An 18,557-nucleotide genomic window follows, 5' to 3' on the forward strand; every position below is an offset into this window, starting at 1 on the left:
GGCCGCTACTCGGCCGAGGTTGACGCCGAAGTGGTACCGCAGCCGCGCAACCGTGTGGCGCTGAAAATCAAGATCAACGAAGGCACCGTCGCTGCCATCCAGCACATCAACATCGTTGGCAACAACGTGTTCGACGATGAAACCCTGGGGCAGCTGTTCGAGCTGAAGACCACCAACTGGCTGTCGTTCTTCAAGAACGACGACAAGTATGCCCGCGAAAAACTGTCCGGTGACCTGGAGCGCCTGCGCTCCTACTACCTGGACCGCGGCTACATCAACATGGACATCGCTTCCACCCAGGTGTCCATCACGCCAGACAAGAAACACGTCTACATCACTGTCAACATCAACGAAGGCGAGAAGTACACCGTTCGCGACGTGAAGTTGTCCGGTGACCTGAAAGTGCCGGAAGACCAGGTCAAGTCGCTGCTGCTGGTGCAGCCGGGCCAGGTGTTCTCGCGCAAGGTGATGACCACCAGCTCCGAGCTGATCACCCGTCGTCTGGGTAACGAAGGCTACACCTTCGCCAACGTCAACGGTGTGCCGCAGCCCAACGATGAAGACCACACGGTCGACATCATGTTCGTGGTCGACCCGGGCAAGCGTGCCTACGTCAACCGCATCAACTACCGCGGCAACACCAAGACCGAAGACGAAGTGCTGCGTCGCGAAATGCGCCAGATGGAAGGCGGTTGGGCTTCGACCTACCTGATCGACCAGTCCAAGACCCGTCTGGAGCGCCTGGGCTTCTTCAAGGAAGTCAACGTCGAGACCCCGCCGGTGCCTGGCACTGACGACCAGGTCGACGTCAACTACAGCGTCGAAGAGCAAGCCTCCGGCTCGATCACCGCCAGCGTCGGTTTCGCCCAGAGCGCCGGCCTGATCCTGGGTGGTTCGATCAGCCAGAGCAACTTCCTCGGTACCGGTAACAAGGTGTCCATCGGCCTGACCCGTTCGGAATACCAGACCAAGTACAACTTCGGTTTCGTGGACCCCTACTTCACCGCCGACGGTGTCAGCCTGGGCTACAACCTGTTCTACAACACCACCGACTACAGCGACTACTACGACGATGGCGTTTCGTACTATGCGATCAACAGCTACGGCGCCGGGGTCAGCTTTGGCTACCCGATCAACGAAACCTCGCGCCTGACCTACGGCCTGACCCTGCAGCATGACGACATTTCGCCGGGTACCTACAGCGCCGACGAGATCTACGACTTCATCTCCCGCGAGGGTAAGAGCTTCAACAACCTCAAGGCGTCGATCGGCTGGTCCGAGTCGACCCTGAACAAAGGCGTGCTGGCCACACGTGGCCACTCGCAAAGCCTCACGCTGATGGCCACAACACCTGGCAGCGACCTGTCGTTCTACAAACTGGACTACAACGGCCAGGCCTTCCTGCCGGTGACCAACAACACCTCGCTGCGCCTGCACACCGAGCTGGGCTATGGCAATGGCTACGGGTCCACCGACGGCTTGCCGTTCTATGAAAGCTACACCGCAGGGGGCCAGGGTTCGGTGCGCGGGTTCAAGGACGGCACCCTCGGCCCGCGCAACACCCCGGCCACCGGTACCTACGCCAGCGCAGGTCAGGCTTACTATTCCGACCGCGACACCGACGTGCTAGGGGGCAACATCCTGATTACCGGCGGCGCCGAATACATCTTCCCGTTGCCGTTCGTGAAGGACCAGAGCCAGCTGCGCAGTTCGTTGTTCGTCGACGCCGGCAACGTGTATGCCGACACCTGCTACCTGGCGACCACCCAGGGCTGCGGCAGCGTCGACCTGGCACAGATGGCCGTGTCGCTGGGGGTTGGTGTGACTTGGTACAGCCCGATGGGGCCACTGAGCTTCAGCCTGGCGGCACCGTTGAAAAAGCCGGACAACGCCGAGACCCAGATCTTCCAGTTCTCGCTGGGGCAAACCTTCTGATACACCGGCCATACACTGTAGGAGCGGCCTTGTGTCGCGATGGGCTGCGCAGCAGCCCCATAAGTTGTTGCCGTGACGCTGAAATCCAGGGGCTGCTGCGCAGCCCATCGCGACACAAGGCCGCTCCTGCAGGGACCGCGTCGGGCCTGTTTGAGTATTACCCGCTTTTACCCCCGCTTAACCCAAGTTGACAGTCACCTTGCCTAAGCTGGCCAACACCCGAACCCGCCCAGCAGGACACCCTCATGCCTCCGTTCACACCCTGTTTCCCCACATCACTGCGCCACGATGAAGTACCGATCGCACTGCTCGACCTTGTCCAGCAGCGCCTGGCCAGCCTGCTCGGTCCACGCTTTACCGTGGTGCTGGGCGGCAGTGGCGATGGCGCCGGGGTCAGTCATTACCACCTGGCGATACACCACAACCAGAGCGGTGTTTCGCTTGAGGACTACGGCGACGTTGGCGCCGGTTTCATCGAACGCCTGCTGCGCATGAGCGCCCAGGTCAGGGATATGCTCGACTCAGCCACGTTCGACCGTATGGCCAGCGACGACCCGGGCCGACCGCTGGTATGGCTCAGCGAGCTGGCCAGCTACGGGGAAAGCATTACAATGCGCGCCCCAATCTGAAATATGTTTTTCCCATGAAATCACTGCTTTACGCTGTAACCTTAGTGTTTTCCTTCACCCTCCCCGCGTTGGCCAACCCACCGGCAACGTTCACCGAGGCCAAGGTGGTGGCCAAGCAGAAGGTGTACCTGGACCAGGCCAACAGCGCCATGGGCGACCTGTACTGCGGTTGCAAGTGGACCTGGGTGGGCAAGTCTGGCGGGCGTATCGATGCTGCTTCGTGTGGCTACCAGACGCGCAAGCAACAGAACCGCGCCGAGCGTACCGAATGGGAACACATCGTGCCCGCCTACACCTTTGGCAACCAGCGCCAGTGCTGGAAGAACGGCGGCCGAGAGCATTGCGTGGACAACGACCCGGTGTTCCGCGCCATGGAAGCCGACTTGTTCAACCTCTACCCGGCCGTGGGCGAGGTCAACGGCGACCGCAGCAACTTCAACTACGGCATGGTCGCTGGCAATGCCGGCGAGTATGGCCAGTGCACCACCAAGGTCGATTTCGTCCAGCGCGCCGCCGAACCGCGCGATGAAGTCAAAGGCCTGGTGGCCCGTACCACGTTCTACATGTTCGACCGTTACCAACTGAGCATGTCGCGCCAGCAGCAACAGCTGCTGATGGCCTGGGACAAACAGCACCCGGTGTCGGCCTGGGAGAAAGAGCGCGACCGGCGCATTGCCGGGATCATGGGGCATGCCAACCCGTTCGTGAGCGGGGAACGCAAGTGGACGGCTGACTACAAGCCGGTTGGCAGTGGCGTGGCGCAAGCGGTGCCGGTGAAAGCCGCCAATGCAGAGGCCAAGCCGAGCCTGGCCAGCGTCCAGTCAGTCGGGGCCGTGCTTGGCAACCGCAACAGCCACGTCTACCACCTGTCTGCTGGCTGCCCGGGCTATAACCAGGTTGCAGCCAAGAACCAGGTTACCTTCGCTAACGAGGGTGAGGCGCAGGCAGCGGGCTATCGCAAGGCAGGTAACTGCCGATAGACCTGTATCGTACTGGGGCTGCTGTGCAGCCCATCGCCGGCAAGCCAGCTCCCACAGGGACTGCGCAAGGCTCAGGCCTGTGGAACCCTGTGGGAGCTGGCTTGCCGGCGATGGGCCGCATAGCGGCCCCTTGTTCTCACGTCCTGCACGCCTCATTCACCAAATTCGCCGGCCGCTCACCGGCCAGCGCGCTGAGCAGGTTGTCTACCGCGCAACGCGCCATGGCCTGGCGGGTTTCCTCGGTCGCCGAGCCGATATGCGGGGTCGCTACCACGTTATCGAGCTGCAACAGCGGCGAGTCTACTGACAGCGGCTCCTGCACGAACACATCCAGTCCCGCACCACGTATGCGCCTGGCCCGCAGCGCTTCGATCAGCGCTTGCTCATCCACCACACGCCCGCGTGAGATGTTCACCAGTATCCCCTCAGGCTTCATCAACGCCAGTTCCCGTGCGCCGATCAGGCCTTCGGTGCTGGCGCTCAGCGGCACGGTCAGGCACACGAAATCTGCCTGCTGCAACAACTCATCCAGGCTGCACTGACGTGCTGCATGGCGTGCCTCCACCTGCGGTTTTGGGCGTTGGCTGTGGTACAGCACGCGCATGCCAAAGCCGGCTGCCGCGCGCCGGGCCAAGGCCTCGCCGATGCGGCCCATGCCGACGATGCCCAGTGTCTTGCCGTGCACATCACTGCCAAAGTGCGCCGGCCCCAGGTTAGCCTGCCAATGGCCGTCACGCACCCAGTTCGCCAGCTCCACCACCCGCCTGGCGGTAGCCAGAATCAAGGCAAAGCCGGTGTCGGCGGTGGTTTCGGTCAGCACGTCAGGTGTGTTGGTCAGCATCACGCCACGCCGGCTGAGTTCGGCAACATCGTAGTTGTCCACGCCCACCGAAACGCTGGACACCACTTCCAGCTGTGGCGCCAGGTCCAGCAGGCTGGCATCCAGGCGCAGGCTGGCCCCCAGCAACCCGTGAGCACCCGGTAACGCATCGCGCAGGTGGGCCAGGCCATCGGGCTGGGAGGTATCCACCCAGGTCACCTCAACGCGATCTTGCAGGCGTGCCATCAAGTCGTCGGAAAGGCGTTTGTACAGGACGATTCGCTTCTTCATTGCAGGTTTCCTAAGGGTTCATGGCCAGCCGCGAGCTGTTGCGCTTGGCCCGGCCAGATGTCTGGGAAGTATTGAGTGCAGCGGTCAGCGCCACTGCGGTCAGCAGCGCGCCGCACATGAACAGATAAGAGGCGCCGGGCCCGCCGGTAGCGCCGTTGAGGTAGCCCACCAGCCAAGAGCCGCCGAACGAACCCAGCGCGCCCATGCTATTGATCAGCGCCATGGCCCCGCCTGCAACGTTGGCCGGCAGGATCTCGGGCACGATTGCGAAGAACGGGCCATAGGGTGCGTACATGCACGCGCCGGCGACCACCAGCAACGCGTACGACAGCCAGAAATGCTCGCTGCCCAGGGCGTACGAGCCATAGAACGCCACGGCGGCAATCAGCAGCGGCGGCCAGACGAAGCGCTTGCGCTTTTGCAGGCGATCGGACGCCCAGGACACGCCTACCATCGCCAGCACCGCCGCCAGGTAAGGCACCGAGGCCAGCCAGCCGGCCTGCACGATATCGACGTTGGCCGCCTGCTTGAGAATCGACGGCAGCCACAGCACAAAGCCATACACGCCAATGCTCCAGCAGAAGTACTGCAGCGCCAGGATGATCACCTGCGGCGAGCGGAACGCCTCGCGGTAGTTCTTTACAGGCTTGATGCCCTGCTGCTCGTCAGCAAGTGCCTGCGCCAGGGCCGCCTTCTCCTGATCGCTCAGCCACTTCACCTGGGCCGGGCGATCATCCACCAGGCGCCACCAGAAGAACGCCCAGATCACGGCAGGCAGGCCTTCGATGATAAACATCCAGCGCCAGTCGTAATGCTTGATCAGGTACCCCGACACCACCGACATCCACAGGATGGTCACCGGGTTGCCGAGCATCAGGAAGGTATTGGCACGCGAGCGCTCGGCACGAGTGAACCAGTGGCACAGGTACACCAGCATGGCCGGCATGACGGCGGCCTCCACCACCCCGAGCAGAAAGCGGATACCGATCAGCATGTAGACGTTGCTGACCATGCCGGTGAGCGTGGCAAGGCCGCCCCACAGGATCAGGCAGACGAAGATCAGCTTCTTCACGCTGCGCTTTTCGGCGTAGATGGCGCCGGGCACCTGGAAGAAGAAGTAACCGAGAAAGAACAGCGCACCCAACAGCGAAGACAGCACCGGGGTGATGTGCAGGTCTTCGGCCATGCCGGAGGCGGCGGCGAAGCCGTAATTGGCGCGGTCCAGGTACGCCAGGCTGTACGTGACGAACACAATCGGGATGATGTACCACCAGCGGCGAGGTGCCAGGCTTTGGCTTTGCATGGTTTGTTTCTCCTGAGCTTGTTGTTTTTGTCGCAACAGGTATTTCGGGGCGGCTCACGCGCTTCTGCGCAAGTCGTGGGCCTCCAGTTCATGGCGCAGCGGCAGCCCTTCCATGTCGCCGCGCGACTGCACGGCACGGCTGCCGCACCAGTTGCCACGCGCCACCGCCTCTTCCACCGCACGGCCCTCCAGCAACGCGCTGAGCACACCGACGGCAAAGGCATCACCCGCACCGACGGTGTCTACCACACGGCTGACCGGAACCGGTGCCACCTGCCCTTCGCCCTTGGCGCTGCGCAAGTAGGCGCCGGCGTCGCCCAGCTTGATCACCACCAGTTCCACCCCTTGATCGAGGTAGAACCCAGCGATGTCCGCCGGGGTGTGCTGGCCGGTCAGCAACCGCCCCTCCTCCAGGCCCGGCAAGACCCAATCGGCCTTGGCCGCCAGGGCATTGATTTCGCGGACCATGCTGCCTTGATCCGGCCACAGCGAGGGGCGCAGGTTGGGGTCGAACGAGATGCTGCGCCCGGCTGCACGCATGGCGTCCATCAGTGCGTGAGACAGAGCACGGCAGCTGTCGGACAGCGCCGGCGGGATGCCGGTGGCGTGCAGGTGGCGAGCCTGCAGGCAGGCTGGGCCAAGCAGCGCGGGCGACAGCCTGCTGGCTGCCGAACCGCGCCGGTAGTACTCCACTGCCGGGTCGCTACCATCATCGCAACGGGCCTTGAGCTGAAAACCAGTCGGGTAACTGGGATCCACCTCGACACCGGAACAGTCCAGGCCTTCGTGGCGCAAGCTGTCGAGCACAAAACGGCCCAGCGAATCGTCACCAACACGGCTCAGCCAGCGCACTTTGAAACCCAGGCGAGCCAAGCCGATGGCCACGTTGCTGTCCGCGCCAGCGATGCGTTTGCCGAACTGGCCGACACTGGCCAGGTCGCCGGTCTGCTCGGCAACGAACATGGCCATGGTTTCGCCAAAGCACAGCACGTCATGCTCATGCATGGGCCACCTCCTCCCCCGCGCCCAGTGCAGACAGGCTGCGTACCTGCGCACGGGTAAGCGCCAGCAAGTCTTCGCCAACCAAGGGGTATTCGACGGCGCGCACCACGCCGGGCGCGAACTCGGTCATCAGCGCTGCCCACGCCTGAAGGTCCGCCGCTTGGGGCGGTATGGCAACCAGGCGGCCATCGGCCCGGCGCTGCACAGCCTTGCAATGCACATAGCGCACCCAACGGCCCAGTTGCCGTGCGGCTTGCCGCGCAGGCTCGCCCTGCCACTGCCAGTTGCCGATGTCGAAGGTCATGCCCAGGCGCAGCCCAAGCGTGTCGGCCCGCTCAAAGAACTGCAGCAGCGGTTCGATCCTGCCACCCTGTGCGGTCTGATCGTTCTCCACCAGCAACAGCGGCCCATGGGCAGGCAGCAGCGCCGCCAGAGCCATCACATCGCAGTGCTCATCGAAATGCCCCAGCGATACCTTCAGCGCCACCGCGCCAAGCGCCCGTGCGGTTTCCAGCTTGTGCACCAGTAGCGGGTCGGGCACGCCTTGCGCGGTCCACAATTCAAGGGGGGTCGAGTACAGGCATTCCAGGCGCACTGCGGCTATGACCGCACCGAGTGCAGCCGCGTCCGGTGCACTGGCAAACAATTCTTCGCGCAATTCCACTCGGCTGACGCCAGCGGCTGCCAGCATGTCCAGGAACTGCTCCTGGCCACGTTGCCGCACAAAGTCGGCGCCGTAGCTTGAGAGGCTGATGGAAACGGGGTTCGGGTGCATTGTTTTTATCCTTATGAAACCGGTTTCATTTTTAATCGGCAGTAGCAGGCGCAGGCCTGCCGTTGGTTACTGGGGTTGGGTTGAACCGCGGATGATCAGGTTGGCCTTGAAGTCGATGCGTCGGGCTGCCCCGCTGTCGCCGCGCAGGCGATCGAGCAGGCTTTCGAATGCCGCCACACCGATACGCTCGGTGGGCTGGGCCAGTGCCGTGATGCCTTTGCCGACCAAGGGGTACCAGTCGAGGTCGTCGAGGGCGATCAGCCCGACGTCGGCAAACAGGTTGCACCCGGCCTCGTGCAGTGCTCGGGTCACCGCCAAGGTGGCAATACCGTTGAAGGTGAAGATTGCTTGCGGGCCATGGCCATGGCTGGCAAGAAACGAAGCCAGTTGGCCCTGCAGCCCGGCGCTGATTTCCAGTACCTGCTGACGCATGCCGGGCCGACGGCTGACCGACGCGCCGAATGCCTGCACCCGCTCCAGCCGTGAGCTGGTGCCATCGAGGGGTTCGCTGACCGCCAGGATGTCGCGGTAGCCCTGGGCTTGCAGGTGGTCGAGGGCCTGCTCGACGGCGTCGGCATTGTCCAGCCCTACCAGGTCGACATTCAGCTCGGGCAATTGGCGGTCCACCAGCACCATCGGAATGTCCCGCTGCAGGTTGAGCAATTCGCCGGGGTGATGGCCGAGCGTATTCACGATCAAACCTTCGACGTTGTAGCTCTGCAGGGCCACCAGGTGGTGGCGCTCCTGCTCGTCGTCGCGGTTGGTGTTGCACACCACCAGGCTGTAACCGTGCTGACGGCAGGCGGTTTCCACGCCATGCATCACGGCCACTGAATAGGGGTTGAGGATATCGGCCACCAGCATGCCGATCAGTCGCGTCTGGCCGCGCTTGAGGCCGCGGGCCATCTGGTTCGGGCGGTAGCCGAGACGTTCGATGACCTCTTCCAGGCGCTTGGCCGTAGCCTCGGCCAGCAATTGGCGATCGCCACCGATGTAACGGGAGACGGTAGCCTTGGAAACACCAGCGACACGCGCTACTTCGCTAATGGTGACCCGTTCGCGGGCATGGGCAGGCGCGTCGGTCATGGGCTGTCCTTATGATTATTGTGCTAGCGATGAAACCGGTTTCAATACAGCAAAACTACGGCAGTTCGTCAACCTGCCGTTGGTCGGCAATGATGAAACAAAGATGATACTCAAGATTAGATAAGCAAATTAAATTATTGATTCAAATACAATTTCAACCAAAAAAAATGTGGAAGCAGGTTCACCCGCGAATGCGTCGGTAGATTCGACATCGCATTCGCGGGCAAACCCGCTCCCACAGTGGATCAGGGTGCAGCTGGAGAGGTCAGCGAAGCGACTTCACATCACCGGCCGTAACGGCGCTGCCCTGGTTACCCCAACTCATGCGAATGAAGTTCACCACCTCGGCTACCTCCTGATCGCTCAGGCGCCAACCGAACGCCGGCATGGTGAAGTTCGACGGCGCGGTGTGCGTCGCCGGCACCGTGCCCCCCGCCAGCACCACGTGGATCAGCGACGTGGCATCTGCAGTCTGTACCACCGGGTTGCCAGCCAAGGCCGGGAACACGCGGGTGTAGCCCTGGCCGTCGGTGCGGTGGCAGGCTGCGCAATTGTCGATGTACACCGCCGCCCCGGGCTTACTGTCGTCGCCCTTCCACAGCGCATCCGCCACCTGTTTGTCGTAGACGTGCGGCTGGTCATTCGGGTCGCTCGGTGGCAGGGTCTTCAGGTAACGGGCGATTGCGGTAAGGTCGGCGTCACTCATGTGCTGCATGCTGTGTTCGACCACATCGCTCATGCCGCCGAACACCGCGCTGCGATCGCTGCGCCCGGTCTTCAGAAACTGCACCAGCTGCGCTTCGCTCCAGCTGCCCAGGCCGTCCTTGTGATCGCCACGCAGGTTTTTCGCAATCCAGCCTTCCAGCGGTGCGCTGCCGGCCAGGAACTGCTCGCCATCTGCAGGGCTCAGCGCCTTTTCCTGCATGGTCAGCGCACGCGGTGTATGGCAGGCGCCACAATGCCCAAGGCCTTCGACCAGGTAAGCACCACGGTTCACCACCGGGTCGGCTGCCGCCGATGCCTGCCAGGGCTTGGGCTCTGGTGCGAACAGGCCGCGCCAGATTGCCAGCGGCCAACGCATGCTCAGCGGCCAGGGAATGTCAGTAGCCTTGTTCGCCTGCTCCACCGGCTCCACGCCTTTCATGAAGTAGGCGTACAGCGCCTGCATGTCCTGCTCGCTGACCCGTGCATAGGACGGGTATGGCATGGCCGGGTACAAGGTGCTGCCATCCTTGCCGATACCCTTGCGCACAGCCTGGTCGAAGTCTTCGAAACTGTACTGGCCAATGCCGCTGGCCGCCGGGGTGATGTTGGTGGAGTACACCGTGCCGATAGGGGTTTCCATTGGCAGGCCGCCGGCAAAGGGCTTGCCGCCCTTGGCGGTATGGCAGGCCACGCAGTCACCGGCGCGGGCCAGGTACTCGCCCTGGCGCACCTGTGCATCGTCATTCGCCAAGGCCTGTGCGGCCACAGTGGCACCCAGCAGCAGGGTTGCGATCAACATTGTCTTCATGCTCATCGCTCCTCAGGCCTGGACCAGCGGGCCGGGGTTTTTCAGATACTGCTCGCGAATGGCACGTGCAGACCAATAGGTCAGCGCGGCCACCAGCCCGGTCGGGTTGTAACCCAGGCCCTGCGGGAACGCCGAAGCCCCCGGCACGAACACGTTATGCACGTCCCAGCTTTGCAGGTAGCGGTTCAGGGCACTGGTCTTGGGGTCGGTACCCATGATCGCACCGCCGTTCAGGTGAGTGGTCTGGTAACTGGCGGTGTTGAAGTGATCCTTGACCTGCTTGCCCAGCACCGCAATGGCCTTGGGGTTCATCCCCTGAGCGATCTTGCTCAGTTTGTCGACCATGAACTGGTTCATCTTGATGTCGTTTTCCTGCCAGTCGAAGGTCATGCGCAACAGCGGCTGGCCGTAGGCGTCGCGGTAGGTGGGGTCCAGGTCCAGGTAATTGGCACGGTAGGACTGGTGCGCACCGTGGGCGTCCATCGAAACCTGGTGGGTGTAGTAGTCGGCTGTGGCTTTCTTCCAGGCACTGCCCCAGGCCGGCGTGCCGGGCGGGTTGGAGGTGCCGGCAATCGGCCGGCTGCCGGCCTGGTTCACCCACATCGGCGAGCCACCGACAAAGCCGTGCGGGCCATGGTCGAAGTTGTCGGCATTGAAATCGTCGATGGCAATGCCGTTGCCACCCGCGCCAATGAAGTTGTTGGTGTAGGTGTTTTTGTCGAAGAACGCCTTGACCGTGCCCATGTTCTGGTAGGCGAAGTTACGCCCGACCACACCTTCGTTCTTCACAGGGTCGTAAGGCTTGCCGATCCCGGAAAGCAGCATCAGGCGCACGTTGTTGAACTGGAACGCCGACAGGATCACCAGCTCCGCCGGCTGCTCCACCTCGCGCCCCTGGGCATCGATGTAGGTCACCCCGGTGGCCTTGCGCTTGCTGTCGTCCAGGTTCACCCGCAGCACGTGGGCATTGGGCCGCAACTCGAAGTTGGGCACCTGGCGCAGCGCCGGCAGGATGTTCACGTTGGGCGAGGCCTTGGAGTACATGTAGCACACGTAACCGCTACAGAAACCACAGAAGTTGCACGGCCCCATCTGTGCCCCGTAGGGGTTGGTGTAAGGCCCGGAGGTGTTTGCCGATGGCAGGTTGTAGGGCTTGTAGCCCAAGCTGGTGGCGGCTTTTTCGAACAGCCTTGCCGACACCACGTTCTTCTGCGCGGGCAATGGGAACGGGTTGGAACGGTCCGGCGCGTAGGGGTTGCCGCCCTTCCCTTCACCGACCACCTGGCCGTTGACGGTCCACGCCTGGCCAGAGGTGCCAAAGACCTTTTCGGCATAGTCGAAATACGGTTCCAGTTCTTCGTAACTGACGCCAAAGTCCTGGATGGTCATGCCTTCGGGGATGAACTTGCGCCCGTAGCGATCTTCGTAATGGCTACGCAGGCGCAGCTCGACCGGGTCGACCCGGAAGTGCACGCCCGACCAGTGCAGGCCCGCGCCGCCCACGCCCTTGCCCGGCAGGAAAGCACCGAGCTGGCGATTGGGCAGTGCCACGTCAGTCACGCTGTGGCGGACAGTGACGGTTTCTTTCGACACATCCACGAACAGCTTCTTGCGCACGCTATAGGTCAGCTCATCGATCACTTGCGGGTAGCTGCCTTCCGGGTAGGTATCCTGCATCGGCCCCCGCTCCAGAGCCACCACATGCAGCCCGGCCTCGGTCAGTTCCTTGGCCATGATCGCGCCGGCCCAGCCGAAGCCGACGATAACCGCATCCACTTTGTTTAACACAGTCGCCATGCCTCAGGCCCTCTCGCCGCGGATCGATACAGCCGGGAACGGGTAAGGCTCGTTGCGCTCGACCCAGTCCATGAAGTCGGCGCGGGCACCGGGGAAGCCAATCTGGGTCCAGCCGACCATGCCTTTGTTGCCGCCATGAATCGGGTCGCAGAAGAACCCCTCGCGGGTGTTCTGCACCAACAGGCTGAAGAACACCTTCGCCGGGACGGTGTCGAACACTAGCTCTCCTGCCTCGACCTTGCTGAGAATACGGTCTCGGGTAGCGCTATCTTGCGCGGCAAAAACTTGCCCGCCGTTGGCTTTGCACCAGCCGTCCACGGCAGCGATGCCCAGGCGATAGATTTGTTGCGGGCTGAGCTGCAACTGGTAGCCCAGCTCGGGCGCGGCGTCGGCGTTGAATGGGCCTTGCATGTACCACTGCGCGCCAGTCGCGTAGGGGGTGTTCATCTGGCGGTCGATGAACTCGGCGGCGCCGGCTTCGAGTGCGCCGGGGCCAAGCTCATCGGCCGGGATGATGCGCGATACCGCAGCTTGTACAAACGCCCACTCTTCGGCGCTGAAGAACGTCGGTTGATAGTTGCCTGCGGGCGGTGTGGCCGGCACTTTCGGTTGCTGATGCGGTTGCGGGGCCGCAAGCAGCTGGCTGCCGCCCACGCCAAGCCCTGTGCTGGCCACGGTAACGACTGGGATCAGGGTCAAGGTCTTGCGCAGAAAATCCCTGCGCGGGTTGTCTGGAGCATGCTCAGGCATTGCGAATCCTCATCGGCTGTGCGGCGGCCTTGATAAGCGCCATCTGATTTTCTGTGGGAGGTGATCTTGATAGGCCATCAAGAAGACAGCCGGATAATCTAGCGCGTTCAGAAATGTTTTGAAACCGGTTTCATACCTGGACATATGACCCGCTGGGCCGCCGCGACACTGTCAGCGGGTCAAGGCCTTTTCACATCTGCTTCACTCTCTGCGGATATCCACCTGCAAACCAGGAGCGATTGTGTCAGAGCTCAGAACGCGAACGTGTACCCCACAATCACCCGGTTCTCATCCGCTGCATCGGCAAAATTCGAGCGCATGCTCGCATTGCGCCAACGCAGCGACACATTCCGGAGCGCCCCCGACTGCACCACGTAGGTGACATCCGTGGTCCGCTCCCACTCCCGCCCTTCTCCGCCGCCAGCCGCCAGGGCCCTGCCCTTGACGCTGGCTATGCGCTGCGGGTCCACCTGGTCGCCCTTCACATAGCGCACGTTGAACGTCAGCCCGGGGATACCCACGGCAGCAAAGTTGTAGTCATAGCGCAGCATCCACGCCCGTTCGTTGGCCAGGGCAAAGGTGCTGACCTGCTGTTCGCTGAACAGGTAGGTATCGGTGCCACCCACGTAGGCATATGCCGTATCGCCACGCACTTTCTGGTAGCCACCACTGAACGTGTGGCCCTGCACGCTGTACCCGAAGTTGGTACTGAGGGTCTGGTTGTCGACTTCGCCCAGCAATGCCCGGCCCTGCTCGCGTGCGTTGAACCAGCGCCACTCGGTGAACACATCCCCGGGCCCCAGGCGGGTCTTGAACTTGAACCCGGCAAAATCACGCCGGAACAGGTCTTCGAGCGTGCTGGTGTGAAGGCTGAGGGTCAGGTTGTTCAGCGGCTGGTAATCGACACCGCCGTAGTACAGCCGGTCACTGGTTACCGTCGCCGAGTAGGCCCCTTGCTGCGCCATGGCGGTCAGGTCCTCATAGTCGGTGGAGTCACGCAATTTGGTGGCATCCACCTGCAGCAGGGTGAGCGTGAGCCGGTCGAGGTCCTTGCTCACCAGTTGCGCACCGTTGAACCACTGGGGGAACAAGCGGCTGTTGTTGGAGGCCAGCAAGGGCAGTTGTGGGCTCAGGCCACCCACTTTCAACTCGCTTTGTGCGAGCCTGGCCTTGAAGGTAGCCACGGCCTTTGTGTAGTCGTCTGCGGCGCGTTTGTCGCTGTTTCGCGGCAACAGGCCGGTGCCGCTGCGGTCAGGCGAGGAGTCCAGCTTGAGCCCAAGCATGCCGGCTGCGTCCAGGCCAAAGCCGACCACACCGTCGGTGTAGCCAGACTGCAGGCGCAGCATGAAGCCTTGGGCCCATTCACCGCGCCGCGATTGCGTGGCGCTGTCACCGTGAAAGTCGCGGTCGAAATAGAAATTGCGCAGTTCCAGGCTGCCGCTGGCGTCATCGATGACGCCGGCCTGCGCGTTTTGACAGGCGCAGCAAAGCGCCCCGAGCATCAGCGATGCTCGCCGGGAAAGAGTGATCATGGGTGTGCCTTGTTCTTGTTGTTAGAAGACTCAGCGCCAATCAGGTACGGGGGTTGCGCACGAAGCGCATCACCACCAGGCAGGCGATCAGGATCAGCGGGGCGATGGACAGCATGCCCATGGAGTTGCTGCCGGTGAGGTCATTGATCTTGCCCACCATCACCGGTGCGACGATGCCGCTGAGCTGCCCGACCGAGTTGATCGCCGCAGTACCAGTGGCAATTGCCAGGCCCGAGAAGGTCGATTGTGGAATGGTCCAGAAGATCGGGATGGCGATGAACGTACCTGCGGTGGCCAGCACCAGCGCGGCCATCATCGCCAGCGACGAGTCGGAATACAGGCACGCCAGCAGGTAGCCGACAGCTGCCGCCAGCAGGCAGTACACCAGATAGCGCTTGCGCTCGCCGGTACGGTCGGAGAGCCGGGTCAGCAACACCATGCCAATGCAGGCCACCGCGTAAGGCAAAGCCGACAGCACACCAACCCAGAGCATGTCCTGCACACCTGATGACTTGATCAGGTGCGGCATCCAGAAGTTGAGGCCATAGGACGCAGTCTTGATCACGTAGTAGATGAACGCCATGATCGCCACTTCGCGGGTCAGCAATACCCGCCAGATCGAGCCGAGGACCGGCTTTGCAGCGCGTTTGTCCTGGGCCAGGTTTTCCACCAGCAGGTCCTTCTCTTCACGGCTCAACCATTTCGCCGCTTCGATGTCGCGGTCCAGCTTCCACAGCACCAGCAGGCCCAGCAGCACACACGGCAGGCCGGACATCAAGAACAACCAGTGCCATCCGGCCAGGCCCAGCACGCCATCCATGGTCCCCAGCAAGACACCTGCTGCCGGGCCACCCACCGCGCCGGCCAGCGGCACCGCCAAAAACCACAGGCCATTCATCTTCGCCAGGTGCTTGCGGGGGAACCAGCATGCCAGGTAGAACAGGATCGCCGGGCCGAACCCAGCCTCCATCACCCCGATCAGAAAGCGCAGGAAATACAGGGTGTACTGGGTATAGGCAAACACCAGCGCCGCCGTCGCCAGGCCCCACGACACCATGATCCGGCAGATCCAGGCCGGTGCGCCATAGCGCTTCAGGCCCAGGCTGCTGGGCACTTCGAACAGCACATACCCCACGAAGAACATGCTCGCGGCCAGGCCATAGGCGGCATCGCTGAGGCCCAGTTCCTGCTGCATCTGCGCCTTGGCGAAACTGATGTTGATGCGGTCGAAGTACGAGAACAGGAAGCAGATGATGGCCAGCGGCATGATGCGCCAGGCCACGCGGCGGTACAGCAGCAATTCATTGATGTGGCTGTCGTTGCGCTCACGCGCCAGTTCGCCGGTCATGGCAACCATGGTGGATCTCCATTCTTGTAATTATTGGAGAGCAGCGACGCCTTCATGGGCGTCGCCAGCGGGTTTTCAGCGGATGCGGATCAGTTTTTCCTTGAAACTCTGGCCTTTTGCGACGTACTCGGCGGCGTTGCGCTGCATGCTGGCGATGGCTTCGGCCGTCAACTCGCGCACCACCTTGGCAGGCGCACCAAGAATCAGCGAGTTAGCGGGGAACACCTTGCCCTCGGTGACGATGGCACCGGCACCGACCAGGCAGTTGTTGCCGATGACCGCGCCATTGAGCACCACTGCTTGGATGCCGATCAGCGCGCCATCACCGATGGTGCAGCCGTGCAGCATGGCCTGGTGGCCGATGGTGACGCCCTGCCCCACAGTCAACGCAAAGCCGGGGTCGGCATGCAACACTGCGCCTTCCTGCACATTGCTGTGCTGGCCGATACGGATCGGTTCGTTGTCGCCCCGTAGCACGGCCTGCGGCCATACGCTGACCCCTTGTTCGAGGGTTACGTCGCCGATCACGGTGGCATCCTCGGCAATGAAAGCTTCCGGGTGCAGGTTGGGCGCAAGGGTGTCGTATTGGTAAATCGCCATCTCAAACCCTCCTCAAGCTGCGTCGTCGGTTTTTAGCACGCCGGCCGCGCACAGCTCGGCAATGTGCGCATCGCTGTAACCCAGTTCGCGCATCACCTGGCGGGTGTGCTCGCCAATCCGCGCTATCGCCCGGCGTGGCTGCAAGCGCTGGCCGTCCAGCGACAGCGGCAGCAACGGCATGGGTGTGTGGCTGCCGTCTTCCAGTTGCAGGTCGGCCATACCGCCGCTCTGCTGCAAGTGCGGGTCATTGAACAATTCTTCCGGGCGGCGGATCGGCGCAAACGGGATGCCGTTGGCCTCCAGTTGCAGCGCCAGTTGCCCGGCATCCAGGGGCGCGAACACCTCGGCCAGGTGCGCCAGCAGCCTTGGCCGTTGCAACACACGGTCGTTGTTGCTGGCCAGTGTCGGGTCATCGAGCAAGGCGGTCTGCCCCAGCACCTGGCACAGCGCATGCCACTGCCCTTCGCCGGTGGCGGCGACAAACATCTGCTCGCCACCGGCGAAGGTGAACACGTCGTAGATGGCCCAGGCACTGATGCGATTGGGCATCGGCGCGGCTGCCTCGCCGGTGACCACGTACTGCTGCATATGCTGGGCGGCCAGCAGCACGCAGTTCTCGTACAGGGCACTTTGCACCTCGCGGCCGCTGCCGGTGGTGTGGCGCTCGTTGAGCGCTGCCAGCACGCCAATGGCGCCGAACATGCCGCCCATGATGTCGTTTACCGAACTGCCCGCGCGCAACGGCCGGCCCACCGGCCCGGTCATGTAGGCCAGGCCGGCCATCATCTGCACCACCTCGTCCAGCGCCAGGCGGTTGTCATAGGGCCCGCTGAGAAAGCCTTTGTGCGAGGCATAAATCAGCCGTGGGTTGCGCTGGCGCAGCGCGGCGTAGTCCAGGCCCAGCGTGCGCATGCGCCCAGGTTTGAAATTTTCGATGAACACGTCGGCCGTATCGATCAATTGCAGCACGGCCTCGCGCCCCTCGGGCGTTTCGACATCCACGGCGATGCATTGCTTGTTGCGGTTGAAGGTGCGAAAAAAACCCGCCCCCGCGCCCAGCAGACGGCGCGTGCCGTCGCCGCGCACGGGTTCGATCTTGATCACTTCAGCGCCAAGGTCACCGAGGATCATGCCGCAGGTCGGGCCCATGACCATATGCGAAATTTCGACGACACGGATGCCGTCCAAGGGAAGTCTGGACATCGTGGTATTCCTCGTTCAGGCGGGTCAGGCGTGGCCGGCAGCGTCAGCGAAGTTGAGCGGTAGCCCGGCGCGGGCGATGCAGCCATACAGGGGCTCGCCCGGTAGCGCTTCGCTCAGCACCTGGCGCGACTCGATCAGTGCGGGCAAGTTGATACCGGTGTCGTAACCCATGCTCTGCAACATGAACACCAGGTCTTCGGTGACAGTGTTGCCCGACGCGCCAGGGGCGAACGGGCAGCCTCCCAAGCCAGCCAGAGAGGCGTCCAGCTCGCGGATGCCCTGCTGCACCGCGACCAGGCTGTTGGCCAGGGCCAGGCCACGGGTGTCATGGAAGTGCGCGGCCTTGAGGCGGTTACCGGCAATCGCCCGCACAGCCTGGAGCACCGTTGCCACCTGGCCCGGGTTGGCGTAGCCAGTGGTGTCACCCAGCGAGACAAGGTCGCAACCGGCTTCGATCACGTGGCGGGTCAGTGCACACAGGTCGGCCAGCGGTACCTCGCCCTGACGGGTGCAGCCAAAAGCGACCGACATGCCGGCAATGACCGGTACATCCTGCAGGCCCATTTCAGTACGCACTTGGCACATGCGCCCCAGTTCCTCGACCATCTCCATGGGCGTGCGGCGCACGTTGGCCAGGCTGTGCGCCATGCTGACCGATACCGGGGCGACGATGCGATGGGCGCCAGACTCAAGTGCGTCCCTGGCGCCGCGCAGGTTCGGGGCCAACACGGTTACCTGCAGGCCCGGGTATGTGAGGGCGTGGGCCACCACCTCGCGGGCATCGGCCATTTGCGGCAGCAAGCGTGCCGGTACGAAGGAAGCGACTTCCATGTGACGAACGCCGGCGGCGTAAGCGGCGTCGATCCAGCGGCGTTTGGCGGCCGTTGGCATGATGGTCTGCAGGCTCTGCAGACCGTCGCGCATGCCGACTTCGTTGATTGTTATTGTTGTCATCACGGTCTCTCTGTCTGAAGCGTTGCGCCAGACTAAGAG

At 62.9% G+C, this 18,557-nt stretch carries 16 protein-coding genes; 3 read left to right on the top strand and 13 right to left on the bottom strand.

Annotated elements, in window-relative coordinates:
• The 3 genes from bamA to JOY50_RS23340 form a co-directional block, all read left to right on the top strand.
• A partial coding sequence (gene bamA / locus JOY50_RS23330; protein WP_243055929.1) for an outer membrane protein assembly factor BamA occupies positions 1-1,935 on the top strand: 1,935 nt, incomplete at its 5' end.
• A gap of 245 nt (positions 1,936-2,180) precedes the next feature.
• Positions 2,181-2,564, top strand: coding sequence for a hypothetical protein (locus JOY50_RS23335; protein WP_132843130.1), 384 nt, complete (start codon positions 2,181-2,183; stop codon positions 2,562-2,564).
• 14 nt (positions 2,565-2,578) lie between these two features.
• Entirely contained in the window at positions 2,579-3,544 is a 966-nt protein-coding gene (locus tag JOY50_RS23340; RefSeq protein ID WP_243055931.1) for an endonuclease, read from the top strand.
• Positions 3,545-3,680: 136 nt separating this feature from the next.
• Here JOY50_RS23340 and JOY50_RS23345 read toward each other — a convergent pair whose 3' ends face one another.
• From JOY50_RS23345 to JOY50_RS23405, 13 genes are all read right to left on the bottom strand, one after another.
• On the bottom strand, positions 3,681-4,655 hold the full coding sequence (locus JOY50_RS23345; protein ID WP_243055933.1) for a D-glycerate dehydrogenase: 975 nt from the start codon (positions 4,653-4,655) through the stop codon (positions 3,681-3,683).
• 10 nt (positions 4,656-4,665) lie between these two features.
• On the bottom strand, positions 4,666-5,958 hold the full coding sequence (locus JOY50_RS23350) for an MFS transporter (RefSeq protein ID WP_132843136.1): 1,293 nt from the start codon (positions 5,956-5,958) through the stop codon (positions 4,666-4,668).
• A gap of 54 nt (positions 5,959-6,012) precedes the next feature.
• The gene (locus JOY50_RS23355; protein ID WP_138737862.1) at positions 6,013-6,963 is read right to left on the bottom strand and encodes a sugar kinase; all 951 of its coding nucleotides are present in this window, start codon (positions 6,961-6,963) and stop codon (positions 6,013-6,015) included.
• On the bottom strand, positions 6,956-7,735 hold the full coding sequence (locus tag JOY50_RS23360; RefSeq protein ID WP_243055935.1) for a sugar phosphate isomerase/epimerase: 780 nt from the start codon (positions 7,733-7,735) through the stop codon (positions 6,956-6,958). Before JOY50_RS23360 ends, JOY50_RS23355 begins: the two co-directional genes overlap by 8 nt.
• Positions 7,736-7,801: 66 nt before the next feature.
• On the bottom strand, positions 7,802-8,821 hold the full coding sequence (ptxS, locus tag JOY50_RS23365; RefSeq protein WP_243055937.1) for a transcriptional regulator PtxS: 1,020 nt from the start codon (positions 8,819-8,821) through the stop codon (positions 7,802-7,804).
• A 265-nt stretch (positions 8,822-9,086) separates the two neighbouring features.
• Positions 9,087-10,334, bottom strand: coding sequence for a cytochrome c (locus JOY50_RS23370; protein ID WP_132843146.1), 1,248 nt, complete (start codon positions 10,332-10,334; stop codon positions 9,087-9,089).
• A 12-nt stretch (positions 10,335-10,346) separates the two neighbouring features.
• On the bottom strand, positions 10,347-12,131 hold the full coding sequence (locus JOY50_RS23375) for a GMC family oxidoreductase (RefSeq protein WP_243055938.1): 1,785 nt from the start codon (positions 12,129-12,131) through the stop codon (positions 10,347-10,349).
• Between the two features lie 3 nt (positions 12,132-12,134).
• Positions 12,135-12,881 (bottom strand): gluconate 2-dehydrogenase subunit 3 family protein, encoded by a 747-nt coding sequence (locus tag JOY50_RS23380; RefSeq protein WP_243055940.1) that lies wholly within the window; start codon positions 12,879-12,881, stop codon positions 12,135-12,137.
• 251 nt (positions 12,882-13,132) lie between these two features.
• The gene (locus JOY50_RS23385; protein WP_243055942.1) at positions 13,133-14,413 is read right to left on the bottom strand and encodes an OprD family porin; all 1,281 of its coding nucleotides are present in this window, start codon (positions 14,411-14,413) and stop codon (positions 13,133-13,135) included.
• 40 nt (positions 14,414-14,453) lie between these two features.
• Positions 14,454-15,770, bottom strand: a complete 1,317-nt coding sequence (locus tag JOY50_RS23390) for an MFS transporter (protein ID WP_028612952.1) — start codon at positions 15,768-15,770, stop codon at positions 14,454-14,456.
• Between the two features lie 66 nt (positions 15,771-15,836).
• Positions 15,837-16,361, bottom strand: coding sequence for a gamma carbonic anhydrase family protein (locus JOY50_RS23395; RefSeq protein ID WP_132843153.1), 525 nt, complete (start codon positions 16,359-16,361; stop codon positions 15,837-15,839).
• A 12-nt stretch (positions 16,362-16,373) separates the two neighbouring features.
• Entirely contained in the window at positions 16,374-17,564 is a 1,191-nt protein-coding gene (locus JOY50_RS23400) for a CaiB/BaiF CoA-transferase family protein (protein ID WP_132843156.1), read from the bottom strand.
• A gap of 24 nt (positions 17,565-17,588) precedes the next feature.
• A complete protein-coding gene (locus JOY50_RS23405) occupies positions 17,589-18,518 on the bottom strand; it encodes a hydroxymethylglutaryl-CoA lyase (protein WP_243055944.1) in 930 nt (309 codons plus the stop codon).
• Between the last annotated feature and the right edge of the window lie 39 nt (positions 18,519-18,557).

It is taken from the genome of Pseudomonas sp. BP01 (assembly GCF_022760795.1).
Lineage (GTDB): Bacteria > Pseudomonadota > Gammaproteobacteria > Pseudomonadales > Pseudomonadaceae > Aquipseudomonas > Aquipseudomonas putida_Q.

What these genes read in the sequence shown, in the direction of transcription:
- JOY50_RS23385 (WP_243055942.1), bottom strand. Translation starts at nt 14,413, where the DNA reads ATGATCACTCTTTCCCGGCGAGCATCGCTGATGCTCGGGGCGCTTTGC.
- JOY50_RS23405 (WP_243055944.1), bottom strand. Translation starts at nt 18,518, where the DNA reads ATGACAACAATAACAATCAACGAAGTCGGCATGCGCGACGGTCTGCAG.
- JOY50_RS23360 (WP_243055935.1), bottom strand. Translation starts at nt 7,735, where the DNA reads ATGCACCCGAACCCCGTTTCCATCAGCCTCTCAAGCTACGGCGCCGAC.
- JOY50_RS23390 (WP_028612952.1), bottom strand. Translation starts at nt 15,770, where the DNA reads ATGGTTGCCATGACCGGCGAACTGGCGCGTGAGCGCAACGACAGCCAC.
- JOY50_RS23395 (WP_132843153.1), bottom strand. Translation starts at nt 16,361, where the DNA reads ATGGCGATTTACCAATACGACACCCTTGCGCCCAACCTGCACCCGGAA.
- JOY50_RS23380 (WP_243055940.1), bottom strand. Translation starts at nt 12,881, where the DNA reads ATGCCTGAGCATGCTCCAGACAACCCGCGCAGGGATTTTCTGCGCAAG.
- JOY50_RS23375 (WP_243055938.1), bottom strand. Translation starts at nt 12,131, where the DNA reads ATGGCGACTGTGTTAAACAAAGTGGATGCGGTTATCGTCGGCTTCGGC.
- ptxS (WP_243055937.1), bottom strand. Translation starts at nt 8,821, where the DNA reads ATGACCGACGCGCCTGCCCATGCCCGCGAACGGGTCACCATTAGCGAA.
- JOY50_RS23400 (WP_132843156.1), bottom strand. Translation starts at nt 17,564, where the DNA reads ATGTCCAGACTTCCCTTGGACGGCATCCGTGTCGTCGAAATTTCGCAT.
- JOY50_RS23370 (WP_132843146.1), bottom strand. Translation starts at nt 10,334, where the DNA reads ATGAAGACAATGTTGATCGCAACCCTGCTGCTGGGTGCCACTGTGGCC.
- JOY50_RS23340 (WP_243055931.1), top strand. Translation starts at nt 2,579, where the DNA reads ATGAAATCACTGCTTTACGCTGTAACCTTAGTGTTTTCCTTCACCCTC.
- JOY50_RS23345 (WP_243055933.1), bottom strand. Translation starts at nt 4,655, where the DNA reads ATGAAGAAGCGAATCGTCCTGTACAAACGCCTTTCCGACGACTTGATG.
- JOY50_RS23355 (WP_138737862.1), bottom strand. Translation starts at nt 6,963, where the DNA reads ATGCATGAGCATGACGTGCTGTGCTTTGGCGAAACCATGGCCATGTTC.
- JOY50_RS23335 (WP_132843130.1), top strand. Translation starts at nt 2,181, where the DNA reads ATGCCTCCGTTCACACCCTGTTTCCCCACATCACTGCGCCACGATGAA.
- JOY50_RS23350 (WP_132843136.1), bottom strand. Translation starts at nt 5,958, where the DNA reads ATGCAAAGCCAAAGCCTGGCACCTCGCCGCTGGTGGTACATCATCCCG.